General features: G+C 48.1%; 13 protein-coding genes and 1 pseudogene. 10 read left to right on the plus strand and 4 right to left on the minus strand.

Annotated elements, in window-relative coordinates; genetic code table 11:
* The first annotated feature begins 39 nt into the window (after positions 1-39).
* The 7 genes from FZP57_RS00990 (at position 40) to fbp (ending at position 8,540) form a co-directional block, all read left to right on the plus strand.
* Entirely contained in the window at positions 40-678 is a 639-nt protein-coding gene (locus FZP57_RS00990; protein ID WP_074358376.1) for a 50S ribosomal protein L1, read from the plus strand.
* Positions 679-1,686 carry a 50S ribosomal protein L10 gene (locus FZP57_RS00995; protein ID WP_074358377.1) on the plus strand — a complete coding sequence of 336 codons (1,008 nt, stop codon included), beginning with the start codon at positions 679-681 and terminating at the stop codon, positions 1,684-1,686.
* Between the two features lie 49 nt (positions 1,687-1,735).
* A complete protein-coding gene (gene rpl12p, locus FZP57_RS01000) occupies positions 1,736-2,044 on the plus strand; it encodes a 50S ribosomal protein P1 (RefSeq protein WP_191216338.1) in 309 nt (102 codons plus the stop codon).
* A gap of 90 nt (positions 2,045-2,134) precedes the next feature.
* Positions 2,135-4,834, plus strand: a complete 2,700-nt coding sequence (gene alaS / locus FZP57_RS01005) for an alanine--tRNA ligase (protein ID WP_191216339.1) — start codon at positions 2,135-2,137, stop codon at positions 4,832-4,834.
* A gap of 1 nt (position 4,835) precedes the next feature.
* Positions 4,836-6,077 carry a methanogenesis marker 16 metalloprotein gene (locus tag FZP57_RS01010; protein ID WP_191216340.1) on the plus strand — a complete coding sequence of 414 codons (1,242 nt, stop codon included), beginning with the start codon at positions 4,836-4,838 and terminating at the stop codon, positions 6,075-6,077.
* A 157-nt stretch (positions 6,078-6,234) separates the two neighbouring features.
* Positions 6,235-7,335, plus strand: coding sequence for a tRNA uracil 4-sulfurtransferase ThiI (gene thiI / locus FZP57_RS01015; protein ID WP_238337935.1), 1,101 nt, complete (start codon positions 6,235-6,237; stop codon positions 7,333-7,335).
* Between the two features lie 107 nt (positions 7,336-7,442).
* Positions 7,443-8,540: a fructose-1,6-bisphosphate aldolase/phosphatase gene (gene fbp, locus FZP57_RS01020; RefSeq protein ID WP_074358382.1), complete on the plus strand. Its 1,098-nt coding sequence runs from the start codon at positions 7,443-7,445 to the stop codon at positions 8,538-8,540.
* Positions 8,541-8,580: 40 nt separating this feature from the next.
* Here the strand turns inward: fbp and FZP57_RS01025 are convergent, their stop codons facing one another.
* The 4 genes and pseudogenes from FZP57_RS01025 to pgsA all read right to left on the minus strand — a co-directional run bounded on the left by FZP57_RS01025 (position 8,581) and on the right by pgsA (position 10,703).
* Positions 8,581-9,210: a DUF434 domain-containing protein gene (locus FZP57_RS01025; RefSeq protein WP_074358383.1), complete on the minus strand. Its 630-nt coding sequence runs from the start codon at positions 9,208-9,210 to the stop codon at positions 8,581-8,583.
* A pseudogene (locus tag FZP57_RS09685) lies at positions 9,211-9,863 on the minus strand (TIGR00153 family protein).
* Positions 9,864-9,872: 9 nt separating this feature from the next.
* Positions 9,873-10,106, minus strand: a complete 234-nt coding sequence (locus FZP57_RS01035) for a DUF357 domain-containing protein (RefSeq protein WP_074358385.1) — start codon at positions 10,104-10,106, stop codon at positions 9,873-9,875.
* Positions 10,107-10,133: 27 nt separating this feature from the next.
* A complete protein-coding gene (gene pgsA / locus FZP57_RS01040; RefSeq protein WP_074358386.1) occupies positions 10,134-10,703 on the minus strand; it encodes an archaetidylinositol phosphate synthase in 570 nt (189 codons plus the stop codon).
* A gap of 142 nt (positions 10,704-10,845) precedes the next feature.
* On the opposite strand from pgsA, the gene FZP57_RS01045 reads away from it, so the two are divergent.
* The 3 genes from FZP57_RS01045 to FZP57_RS01055 all read left to right on the plus strand — a co-directional run bounded on the left by FZP57_RS01045 (position 10,846) and on the right by FZP57_RS01055 (position 13,595).
* Positions 10,846-11,463 (plus strand): L-threonylcarbamoyladenylate synthase, encoded by a 618-nt coding sequence (locus FZP57_RS01045; RefSeq protein WP_074358387.1) that lies wholly within the window; start codon positions 10,846-10,848, stop codon positions 11,461-11,463.
* A gap of 81 nt (positions 11,464-11,544) precedes the next feature.
* Positions 11,545-12,249, plus strand: coding sequence for a DNA repair and recombination protein RadB (gene radB / locus FZP57_RS01050; protein WP_074359690.1), 705 nt, complete (start codon positions 11,545-11,547; stop codon positions 12,247-12,249).
* Between the two features lie 185 nt (positions 12,250-12,434).
* Positions 12,435-13,595, plus strand: coding sequence for a pyridoxal phosphate-dependent aminotransferase (locus FZP57_RS01055; protein WP_191216341.1), 1,161 nt, complete (start codon positions 12,435-12,437; stop codon positions 13,593-13,595).
* Positions 13,596-13,671 lie beyond the last annotated feature (76 nt).

A 13,671-nucleotide genomic window follows, 5' to 3' on the forward strand; every position in this document is an offset into this window, starting at 1 on the left:
ATATGAACTTATTTTTTTGAGTTCATGGAGGATTTTATAATGAAACAAGAGATAATGGAAGCGGTGAAGAAGGCCAAGGAACTGTCAAGGCCGAGAAACTTCACACAGTCCATGGATGTTATCATGAACATCAAGGACTTGGATGTCAATAAACCAGAGAACCGGTTTGACGAGGAAGTTTCTCTACCCAACGGGCGCGGCAAGGATGTTAAGATCGCCGTGATCGCTGACGGTGAACTGGCCCTTCAGGCCAAGAATGCAGGAGCCGACCTTGTAATAACCAAGGAAGAGCTCGAAGAACTTGGTAAGGACAGGAAAAAGGCAAAGAAACTTGCCAACGAGTATGAATTCTTCGTGGCTCAGGCAGATATGATGCCTCTGGTGGGGCGATTCCTGGGGCCTGTTCTCGGTCCTCGAAAGAAGATGCCTAAACCAGTGCCAGCAACAATAAATCCGGAGCCCATCCTGAAAAAACTCAGAGACACCGTTAAGGTGAGGATAAAGGATCAGCCTGTGGTTCACACGGTGGTGGGTACTGAGGACATGGACGATGAAAAACTTGCCGAGAACATAGAGGCGGTCCTCCAGACAATCGACCGCAAACTTGAAAAGGGCAGGAACCAGTTAAAGTCCATGTACGTTAAGACAACCATGGGCCCGGTAGTGAGGGTGATTTAGATGGCTCACGTGGCTGAATGGAAGAAGAAAGAGGTTCAGGAGCTCCAGGACCTTATTAAAAGTCATGAAGTGGTTGGTATAGCTAACCTTGCAGATATACCTGCAAGGCAGCTTCAGAAGATGCGCCAGACACTCCGTGACAGTGCACTTATAAGAATGTCCAAGAAGACCCTGATCAGCCTTGCCCTGGAGAACGCTGGCAAAGAGATGGAGAATATAGAGTCACTATCAGAGCATATGGAAGGCCAGTCAGCACTCATATTCACGGATATGAATCCATTCAAACTCTTCAAGATCCTTGAGGATAGTAAAACTCCTGCCCCTGCAAAACCGGGCGCGATAGCCCCTGCAGATATAGTTGTCCCCAAGGGGGACACCGGATTCGCACCGGGTCCAATACTCGGGGAACTGCAGCAGATAGGTATCCCTGCCAAGATTGATAAGGGTAAAATAGTGGTCTCAAATGACCATACCGTTGTGAAGGAAGGGGAGGAGATACCACCAAAGGTGGCTGGAATCCTTACAAGACTGGATATACAGCCACTTGAGGTTGGTATAGACCTCAGGGCAGCATATGAAAACCAGACTGTTTACACAGCAGACATACTGACAATTGATGAAGAGAAGACCCTTTCTGATATCCAGAGGGCTTTCTCACAGGCATTCAATCTCTCAGTTAATGCGGTTATATACACCAGGGAGACCATGCCTGCAATCATTCAGAATGCAGCTTCAAAATCCTTCAACCTCGCATACAATGCATCAATCCTCACATCAAAGACTGCAGACCTTCTCCTGGCGAAGGCATATGCCCAGATGCTTGCACTTGCAGCAGCAGCTGCAGAGGTCAATGGGGATGCAGTTGATGATGAACTGAGGGATAAGTTATCTGCAAGGGCTTCAACGCCAGCCCCTGCAGAAGAAGAACCTGAAGAGGAAGAGGAAGAAGAGGAAGAAGAAGAGGAGGAAGAGGATGCCGCAGCAGGTCTGGGGGCCCTCTTCGGATAGAACATTTACTGGCATAAATAACTAAAAAAATAATATTTGAGGTGATCATATGGAATACATATACGCAGCAATGTTATTGCACACAACCGGTAAAGAGATCAATGAAGAAAACGTTAAAAGCGTCCTTGAAGCAGCAGGTGCTGAAGTGGACGATGCAAGGGTCAAGGCTCTTATAGCAGCCCTTGAAGATGTTGACATTGAAGAAGCAATGGAAACAACAGCTGTAGCCGCAGCACCAGCAGCAGCCGCAGCACCAGCAGCAGCTGAAGAAGCTGAAGAAGCTGAAGAGGAAGAAGAAGAGGAAGAAGAGGAAGCTGAAGAAGAAGCAGCAGCCGGTCTTGGCGCTCTCTTCGGCTAACTTCTCCTTTTATGATACTGCCATTTGAATGAATGGCAAAAAATATTTATTTTTCTCACACTAATTTTTATCATTAAATAACTGTTCTCAATGATTACCATGTCTCGCCAGCTCCAGGAACTAGGATATGAAAGGTATAAATGTGAATCCTGCGGGAACACATTCTGGTCAATGAAAGAGCGCAGAACATGTGGAGACGCGCCCTGCGATGAATATGAATTCATAGGTAACCCTGCGACCAGCAGGAGCTATGACCTCTACAAGATACAGGAGGAATTCATAGATTTCTTTGCTGAAAGGGGCCATGAACCCATAAGGAGGTACCCTGTACTTGCAAAGCGCTGGCGGGATGATGTTTTTCTTGTTGGAGCATCCATATACAATTTTCAGCCATGGGTAACCTCAGGGCTTGTTAAGCCCCCTGCAAACCCCCTTGTTGTTGCACAGCCCTCCATACGCCTTAACGATGTTGACAATGTGGGCAGAACCGGAAGGCACATGACCTGTTTTACAATGGGGGGTCACCACGCGTTCAACTCCCAGAATGAAAGAATATACTGGGAGGATGAGACGATAGCCTACTGTCATGAATTCTTAACCCACATCGGTATTGACCCTCAGGAAATAACCTTTATCGAGTCATGGTGGGAGGGAGGAGGAAACTCAGGTCCATGCTATGAGGTATGTGTCCGTGGAGTTGAACTCGCAACCCTCGTATTCATACAGTACAGGAACCTCCCTGATGGGGGCAGGGAGGAGATCCCCCTGAAGATAGTGGATACTGGTTATGGCCTTGAAAGGTTCGCATGGATATCCCAGGGAACACCAACAGCCTACGACGCATCCTTTGGTCCTGTGATACAGAGACTTGTTGAACTCACAGGTGTGGGTGTTGATGAGAAGATACTTGCAGAGAATGCACAGGTAGCCGGCATGATGGATATAGAGACCTATGCAGATCTCAGAGAACTCAGAAAAAGGGTGGCCGATAAACTTGGAATGGATGTGGACGAACTTGAACAGGCAATAGGGCCAATGGAATCCATATACGCCATAGCTGACCATACAAGGTGCCTGGCATTCATGCTTGCAGATGGCGTGATACCATCAAACGTGAAGGAGGGCTACCTTGCAAGGCTACTCATCAGAAGGACCATCAGACTCATGAAGGAGCTGGAGATGCAGGAGTCCCTCAGGGACCTTATGAACATCCAGATAGACTTCCTTGAAGGGAAGTACCCGGAGATAAGGAGCCACCATGAACACATACTGAACATAATAGACCTTGAGGAGCGCCGCTACGCAAGGACCGTTAAAAGGGGTAGAAGGATAGTTGAAAAGACTGTTAATTACCTTAAAAGGGATAAAAAGACCGAGATGCCCCTTGAAATCCTCATAAAACTCTATGACTCCCACGGGATACCTCCCGAGACCATAAAGGAAATAGCCGAGGAGAAGGGATTCAAGGTTAACATTCCAGACAACTTCTACACACTGGTTGCGGAGATGAATGAAACAGAGAAGGACCTCCCTGCTGTGGAAACAGACCTTGATTACCCCCCAACGGAACTCCTTTTCTATGAGGAACCCGAAGCCATTGAATTCGAGGCGGAGATTATAGGAATCCATGAGGGAGGCATAATACTTGACAGGACCCTCTTCTACCCTGAAGGGGGCGGACAGCCATCAGACATGGGATTCATAGAGGCGGGGGATGAGAAATTCAGCATAAAACACGCTGAGAAGATAGGCAACGTTGTGGTGCACTGGACAGAGCAGGAGGCTGACCTTGAACCAGGAACACGTGTAAGGGGCCGTATCAACGCTGGAAGGAGAGCAGCCCTCACACGGAACCATACAGCAACCCACCTCATAGTATCATCGGCAAGAAAGGTCCTTGGGGATCATATATGGCAGGCAGGGGCTCAGAAGGGCCTTAAAAGATCAAGGATAGATCTTTCACACTACAGGAGGATCACGAAGGATGAACTTGATGAAATAGAGAGGCTTGCCAATGAATACGTCATGAGGAACATCCCTGTTTCAGTGGAATGGATGGAAAGGGACCTTGCAGAGAAGAGGTATGGCTTCATACTCTACCAGGGAGGGGTTGTGCCTGGCTCAAGGATAAGGGTTGTTAAGATTGATGATATCGATGTCCAGGCATGTGCAGGGACCCATGTGAAGCGCACCGGTGACATAGGCCTCATAAGGATCAACAGGACGGAACGTATACAGGACGGTGTTGAAAGGATAGAGTTCTCTGCAGGCGAGGCAGCAGTTGAACTGATTCAGAGGGAAAGGGACATCCTCAGGGCAGGTGCGGATGTATTCAAGGTAACACCATCACAGCTTCCAGGTACCTGTGAAAGATTCTTCACAGAATGGAAGTCCCTCAGGAACCAGCTGTCAAGGCTCAAGGAGGAACTTGCAGCACTGAAGATCCTTGAAATAAAGGAGACTTTAGAGGAAATAAACGGGTTCAGGGTAATAATAGCCACCGTCGACGCCGACATGGACGAAATGCAGAAAATGGCCCTTGAACTTGTAGATGAAGCTGATGCAGCGGTCCTGGCAAACAGGGACGGTAAACTGGTTGGAGCAGCATCAGACGACGCCGTAAAGAGGGGGATGAAGATAAATGAGGTTATATCAGGGGCTGCAAGGGTCCTTGGCGGCGGAGGCGGAGGAAGACCTGGACTTGCACAGGGAGCCGGACCAGAGAAGGACAGGGTTGAAGGGGCCCTTGAAGAGGCCAGGAAAATTATAGAAGAGTTCAAAGAGGGATAACTTGGACAAAACCATCTCCAGCATAAATGAAAGGATACTTGATGGAGAGGCAGTGGTATTAACGGCAGCTGAGCTTAAGGAGATGGTTCTTGAAGGGGATGTCCCATCCCATGAGGATGTTGATGTGGTCACGACCGGGACCTGTGGAGTAATGTCAGGGACTGCCGCTGTAATGCACTTCCGTGTCTCGGAACCTGGTTCATTCAGAAAGGCCGCTTCAGTACACCTTAACGGAGTCCCTGCCTATCCTGGACCATGTCCCAATGAGAACCTGGGTTCGGTTGACCTTTTCCTCTATGGCACCGGCCACAGCATCCATGACCCTGACTATGGTGGTGGATTCCTCCTGGGGGACATACTCAGGGGGGCTGCGGTCAAGGTCACCCTGAGATCCAGTGATGGAGATCTCATTGAGTCAGAGATAAGTGTAGATGAACTTGAAACAGCAAGAATCATAGGCACAAGGATGGCCTTCAGGAACTACACCGCCCTTGTAAACCCATCCGGAAAGCCGGTGAAGTCAATATTCAATGCGGTGGAAATGCCAGGAGGCTGGGGAGGTCTCTCCTTTTCAGGGTGCGGGGACATAAACCCCCTTGAAAACGACCCCTCCATGGAGACGATAAAGCCAGGCACGGCAGTCCTTCTTAACGGCGCTGCGGGGCTCGTGCTCGGTGAGGGTACAAGGAGCAGCCCCATGAAACCAAACCTCATGCTCAGCGGGGACCTTAAGGAGATGAGCCCCAAGTACATCGGCGGCTTCAGGACAGCGGCAGGCCCGGAGGTGTTCAACACGGTGGCGGTTCCGATACCAGTGACGGGTGAAAGAGTCCTTGAAAACCTCCTTGTAATGAATTCGGATATAAAATTACCTGTTGCAGATATAAGGGATCGTTCAAGGATCCTTGGAGAGATAACCTACGGGGATGTATGGGTGGGTGATGAGAGGCCATCATACAGTCCTGAAAGGTGTGGGGACTGTTTAAGGTGCACCGTTGCCATGAGCTGCCCCACACACGCAATAAGCCCGGAAGGCGTTGATGCTGAGAAATGCTTTGGCTGCGGCATGTGCGCATCATCCTGTCCCCACGGCGCCTATGAGATGGAAACAGGGGATGTTGTGATAGCAGAAAGGAGGGTCCCTGTTATATGCCGACAGTCAGACAGGGTGAGGGCAAATGAACTTTCAGTTAGACTGAAGGAAATGATTGAGGCCGGCGAATTCCTTTTAAGGGGTTTCTGATGCCATAGTCACGAATCCCAGGATTGCATTTCTGCAGGTTCTTTCAGGTCATGAGGAGAAGATTAAAGCTTGGAACTTTCAGCAGGGGGTGTGAGATATTTTAGCATACGATGTTATACTGGCCCGGTACGGTGAGGTTGGACTTAAAAGCCCTTCAGTGAGGAGAAGATTTGAGAAAAAACTTGTTCACAATATAAGATCTGCTCTGGACTGCAGGGCTACCGTCAGGAATGGGAGGATATTCATCTACCCTGATAATATGGAGGAGGCCCTTGAGGGGCTCTCAAAGATCTTTGGTCTCGTATCCTTTTCACCAGCAGTAACAACAGAGACAGAATTTGAGAGTATAGAAGACACGCTACGCAGGTACACTGATGAACTCAGATCGGAGGGTCTTATAAACACCAGAACCACCTTCGCGGTAAGGTGCCGGAGGACGGGTCAGCATGAATTCACGAGCCAGGAGATGGCGGCGTTCGCAGGATCGGTTATTTTAAAGAACACAGGGGCCTCGGTTGACCTTGGAAACCCTGACATGGAGATCCACATTGAGGTAAGGGACCAGGAAACCTACATATACCACAGGGTAATACCCGGACCCGGGGGTCTTCCTGCAGGCACCCAGGGAAAGGTGGTTGCACTTCTCTCGGGGGGTATTGATTCACCGGTTGCAGCTTACCTCATGATGAGGAGGGGATGCCAGGTCATAGCTCTTCACATGGACAACACACCCTTCACCAGCCCCGAGGCCCGGGACAAGACAGAAAAGATAGCCGAAAAACTTGCTGAATACTCTGCAGGAGTTGAATTCAAATTCAGAACGTTCAGTTACGGGGAATACCTTGAGAAGTGTCGTGAAAGCGGTCCTGAAAGGATGACATGCGTCCTCTGTAAGCTGGGAATGTACACCCTGGCTGAGATGGTTGCCCGTGAAGAGGGAGCCCTTGCAATAGTGGATGGAAGCAGCCTTGGACAGGTGGCGTCCCAGACGCTCCCGAACCTCCTTGCAACCAGGATGAACGTTGAAATGCCAGTCCTCAGCCCCCTCATAGGAATGGACAAGGTTGAAATAGAAGACCTTGCAAGGAAGATAGGAACCTACGATATATCAATAATCCCTGACGGAGGATGCAGCGCGGTCCCGGCACACCCGTCAACCGCAGCAGACCCGCAAAGGGTTCTGGATGCAGCCCGGGATATTGATCTCAAGAATGAAATCATAAGGGTCCTTGAATCCGGATCTGAAAGGATAATGTAGCTTCAATCACCATCATGGATCTATGCGGATAACTTTTTAAGTAATCAGATGCCATCTTTATATAGGTACATGTTTAACTCACTCACTATTTTCTGGAGGTGTAATACATGAAAACAACCATTAGTGTAATTAAAGCAGACGTTGGAAGCGTAGCAGGCCATGCTGTTGCACATGAGGCCCTTAAGGATAAATGCTCCCAGATCCTTGCAGAGGCAAAGGAGACAGGAATCCTTGAAGATTATTATATCACCAACTGCGGTGATGACATTGACCTTATAATGACACACCGCAACGGTGAAGAAAACGAGGAAGTCCACCAGACAGCATGGAACGCATTCAGGGAGGCTACAGATGTAGCAAGAAGCCTTAAACTGTATGGTGCAGGTCAGGATCTGCTCTCAGACACATTCTCAGGTAACATAAAGGGTATGGGGCCTGGATGTGCGGAGATGGAGTTTAAGGAAAGACCAAGCGACCCTGTGATAATATTCTGCTGTGACAAAACAGAACCAGGAGCCTTTAACCTGCCACTCTTCAGGATGTTCGCAGACCCATTCAACACTGCAGGCCTTGTAATTGACCCCTCACTCCACAACGGATACGAATTCGAGGTCTTTGATGTCGTGGAACACAGGAAGGTTAAGATGTCCTGTCCTGATGAGATGTATGATCTCCTGGCCCTTCTGGGTTCAATCAGCCGCTATGTGATAAAGAAGATACACAGAAGGGATGATGGTGAAATCGCAGCATCTGTAAGTACAGAGAGACTCAACCTCATGGCAGGTAAATACATCGGTAAGGACGACCCTGTTGCAATTGTAAGGGCCCAGTCAGGCTTCCCTGCTGCAGGTGAAGTCGTCGAACCATTCGCATTCCCCCACCTTGTCGGTGGATGGATGAGGGGATCACACAACGGTCCGCTAATGCCGGTCGCCCAGAGGGATGCGACTCCGGTGAGATTCGATGGACCCCCAAGGGTTATCGGTCTCGGATTCCAGGTTGCAGACTGCAAACTCGTGGGACCTGTCGACATGTTTGATGACCCTGCATTCGACAGATCAAGGGCACTCGCCTCTGAAGTCGCAGAGTACATGAGGAGACACGGACCCTTTGAGCCACACAGACTCCCATCAGATGAAATGGAGTACACATCACTACCAGGTGTCCTTGAAAAACTCGGGGACAGGTTCGAGGATATTGAATAACCCCTCTTAAATCCTTTTTTTCTTGGGTTTCTGCAGGCAGTCACCTGATTTTTCTCTTCTTAAGTATTTCCTGTGGTATGTCAACCACCCGCCGGACGCTGTCAATCACAGCCCCGTCACTTGTTGCAACAACACCATCCTCATGGCCCTTCAGTTTCCTGTCCACACAAGGGGAGAGCACGGCAACACCATCAAGTCCCCTGGACTCCATAATACTTTCCACCATGCCCCTGAGCTTTCCACTGTGACTCACGTTTTTATCGAAATAGAAAACAGCCCTCTCCACATCGGAGTCTTCGAGGAAGTCAATTATGAGTCTAAGGGCCCTGAATGTGCCTTCAGTTATCCTGTAATTTCCAAAGACCCCCCTGACGTCCCTTAAATAACCATCCTGGGCAATGAAAAAACCTGAACCCGATAGGACGCTCTCGGTGCCTATGAGGACATTGTATCCATCAATAAAAACAGAAGAACCACTGAGGGAGTCGGGACCAACCATCCTGGACTTTCTGACTTTTATCAGGTCGTCAGGAAAAACGTACCTTGCAAGGTAATTTCTTTCATCCCTCCCGAGGAGGTAATGGTTTGCAACAAACTTGAGCGCAACACTCTTACGGTAACCCCTGTTAAGCAGGTATTTGAGGTCCTCTGCAGCCATTTTAAGCTTCATTTATCCCCTTCTCTTCGCCGCCATTATGAGGGCACGGTCTGAGGCATCCTCGGCCCTGTCAGCTATATTTGCAAGTTTTCTTATTATCTCCTTAAGGTCAAGGAACTTAACAACACCGATCTGATTTTCCCTGTAGGCACTGTAAAGTCTTTTTATGATTTCCCGCTCAATGATATCTGCCCTGTCCTCAAGCCTTTCAATCTCATGGGCCTTCTTCATGGCCTCACCGAGGTCCTTCTCAAGGAGTTCAACGCAGTCTATGAGGGCCTCCATGGTGCCTTTGATGGTTTCCATCATCCTCCTGAAATCATCCCTGAACTCGGGGGGAGCGATACCTGTCCCAGGGATACCGTGAAGGCCGTTGACTCAATAACATCCGCAACCTTGTCTATGCTCTCAACAAGCATTATACGGTCTTCCCTGTCAAAGGGCAGGAAGGCACCCTCGTAGAATTCGATCTCCATCTCCCTTCTTATCTCATCGGCTTCGTGTTCGGTTATTGCTATTTCCTTTGTCAGTTCAGAAACCCTTTTAAAGTTTCCCTGGTAGAATGCTTCCATGAGTTCTTCGAGTTTCAGGTAACATTCACTGACCTTTAAAAGGTGCTCCCGCCCATACTTCTCAACTTTACTCTCTCTGAGGAAGAATTTCATTATATCCCATTATATGAGCTTGTGCAGCATCCTGAGGCTGTCAAGAAGGCCATGTGCATAGGTTATGCATCCAAAGGATGTGAGGTAGTCCTTCTTTTCAAGGTAGTAGATGGAGTCATCCCTGTAATTGAGGGCCCTCTCAATCACAGCCTCTTCATCCCTGCTGAATTCTATGGATTTCATTTCCATTAAATTTTTCTCAAGGAGCTCAAGGTCCTTTTTTATTCGCTCAGCGTATTCCATAAACTCACCCCAAAATCGCCTCTGAGATCAGGTCTTCATTTTTTTCCAGCCATAAATAATCCTCTGGAGCACCGTGAAGTATCCGAGCAATATGAGGACTATTATGGCGGCTGACATGTACCATGGACCATAGATGTATCCAGTGATGGATCCTGCAAGGAGGATTATTAGGCGTTCAGCCCTCTCAGCAATACCCACACTGCAGCCTATACCCTCAGATTCTGCACGGGCCCTAACATAGCTCACCATAAGGGCCGAGTGGAGGGCCAGCATACCCGTGAGGGCCCCAGTGAACCCCCCTGCTGTGATACCGATAATTATTATCCCATCCGAAAACCTGTCAAGTGTTGAGTCAAGGAAGCCTCCAAATCTGGTTGGAGTGTACCGGCTCCTGGCAACGGCACCATCGAGGACGTCGATGAATCCGCTCAGGGCAAGTAGCAGACCACCATTAAGGAGGCTTCCAGAGGCATACATGGTTGCGGATGCGCATGCAACAAGGAATCCTAAAAGGGTTATGTAATCTGCTGGAATCGCGATTCTCTCTGCAACTGGATCAATGAACTTTCTGATTATCGGTCTGAACTGGTTTAACATACTTTCATTTATAATAAATGCAGATATATAACTTGAATTATTAAACCACCAAAGCATGTTCCAGATATAACCCACATGAATCTGAGGGTCGCTGAACTCTTCAATCATCTGAATGTGCAATAAATGGACTCTGAGTGTTGGTATGATTATCAGAAAAATTAAGAGGGATAGACCATCAAGGACCGTGATTGATGAGGCCATAGGCATCATGAGGGATGGCGGGGTTGTAATATACCCTACAGACACGATTTATGGGCTTGGTGTTAATGCGCTTGATGATAGGGCGGTAAAAAGGCTCTTCAGAATCAAGGGGAGGGACCCGGATAAGCCGGTTTCGATCTGTCTCGCTGATGTCAGGGAGATACCTGAATTTTCGAGGCCATCCCCCCGGGCAATGGAGATAATTGAGAGGATACTCCCTGGTCCCTATACGGTTGTACTGGAGAAGAATGATAGAATCCCCGATATCCTGACTGCGGGTTCAATGAAGGTTGGCCTGAGGGTCCCGGATGAGAAGGTATGCACTCTTCTGTCAGCTGAATTTCCTGTTACAAGTACAAGTGCAAACATCTCAGGCAAACCCCAGGGGGCGTCACTTGATGAGATAATCAGGGATATCCCTGACGCTGACATGGCCATTGATGGAGGGGCTCCGGCCAGTATGGAGCCGTCAACTGTAATTGACCTTACGGTTCATCCACCAAGGATAGTGAGAATGGGGAGGGGCGGCACGGAGTTCCTCAAGGATATTATGGATTGATGTGTTGGTGGTGCATGGAAAGATCAATGAATTTAGGACATACAGGGAGAGATGATTTCCGGATTCAGGGTGATGGGGCAGATGAAGACATTAGGTGAGATTGGTGAGAACCGGAAGATACCGACTGAATCTTCAATTGATAAAATACTGGGTGGAGGAGTGGAAAAGAAGGGCATAACCCAGTTCTACGGACCTCCAGGTTCAGGTAAGACGAATATAGCAATTAAGCTTGCTGTTGAAACTGCAAGGAAGGGTAAAAAGGCATTTTTCATTGATACTGAGGGTGGAATCTCAGTTGAGAGGATAAGACAGGTTTCAGGAGAGTTCTTTGATACCGTTGCAGAGAATATAATCGTATTCGAACCATCAAGTTTCACAGAACAGGGAGAAATCCTCTCAAGGATATCATCCCTACTTAAGACACATGGCGAATCAACTGAACTGGTGGTCCTTGATTCTGCCGTCGCCCTTTACAGGCTTAAGGAGGGTAAAACCTCAAATTTAAATGTTGATCTTGGAAGACAGATGTTCCTCCTCCTTCAGATGGCAAGGAGGTTCGACCTTGCGGCCGTCATAACAAACCAGATATATTCAATTACAGGGAATGATGGAAAGGACCGGGTTAACCCTGTTGGTGGAACGGTCCTGCGTTACTGGTCCAAGGTTATAGTTGAACTTGAGATGGGGGATTCACCAGGGGAGAGGCTGGCCATACTCAGGAGGCACAGGAACAGGCCGGAGGGCCTGAGAACAGGGTTCAGGATCGTGGCCGATGGCATCATATGATGTAGTATTTAAAGGATACATTTTATTACAGCCCCCTGTTTTCTGAACAAAGTTTATTAAGTGGTTTGTTTAATATGATATAAGACACTGGAATAATGAAGCTTATGATTTGAGGTTCAGCCTCTGAGTAATAAGAGAAGCCTGCTTCTCTTTCATGGTATATGCTCTGGTGCTGATGTGATAAAATGATTTCTCCTAAAAAATATGCTAAGGCCGCTAAGGTATCGCCTAATGGCTTTAAAACAACAAATGAGTTTTTCAACTATGTTTTTAAGGATGAAGAAATGATATGGATGGGTCAGAACACCAACCATCTCCATGATCATTCTGAAATAGCGGAAGCCATGATTGACTGTATAAATGAGGGTAACTACTGCAAGTATCCTCCGCCGGAGGGGTTCCCTGAACTCAAGGAGCTTGTTGTAAGGGACCTTGGCCTTGGGGATGGCTTCGAGGCCCTTATAACCGCCGGCGGTACCGAGTCCCTTTATCTCTGCATGAATGATATACTTGAACCTGAAGATAACGCCATAACATGTGATCCTGGCTACCTCATAATTGACAACTTCGCAAGCAGATTCGCATGCAGCGTCATCTCGATTCCAATCTACAGCAGGGAGTGTGGCTACAAATTAACACCCGAACTTGTACTTGAGAACATGGATAGGAACACCCATATGGTATCACTCATCGATCCCCTGAACCCCCTGGGATCATCATACACAAAGGATGAGATAAAGGCCTTTGCAGATATAGCCAATGACCATGACATCTACCTCCTCCATGATATAACCTACAGGGACTTTGCAATGGACCATCACCTTGCAGCAGACTATGCCCCTGAGAAAACGGTAACCGTTTACAGCTTCTCAAAGATATGTGGCATGGCAGGTCTGAGGATAGGGGCTATTGTGGCAACATCAGACCTCATCGAATCCATAAAGAGTATCGTTATAAATGATCTGGGCACAAATGTCATTTCACAGGCAGGGGCAATCGCAGCCCTCAGATCAAAGAACAGGTGGGTTGACAGGATAAGAAATACAACCTTCAGGAACCAGAAGATAATAAAGGACGCCGTTGATGAGGTTGACGGTGCATTCATCCCTGTTTACCCATCAAGCGGGAACATGATGGCAATAGACATCCACAAAACAGGTGTTGACCCCCTTGACCTTGCAGATTACCTCCTTAAAAGGAAGATATTTGTAAGGCAGGGCGCCTACACAAGCAGGGCCTTCGGGGACAGGTACATACGCCTCAGTTTCTCAATACCCAGGGAACAGGTTGAGATATTCGCAGAGAACTTTGTGGATGTCATGGAATTCCTGAGGCCTTCAAATTAGGGTTCCTGATTTTCTTCAGACCATTCCTTTTTTTATTAAATCTCGCAGGAAAGCTTCCCATATTGAACATTTCTCA

Source organism: Methanothermobacter sp. THM-1 (assembly GCF_009914355.1).
GTDB lineage: Archaea > Methanobacteriota > Methanobacteria > Methanobacteriales > Methanothermobacteraceae > Methanothermobacter > Methanothermobacter wolfei.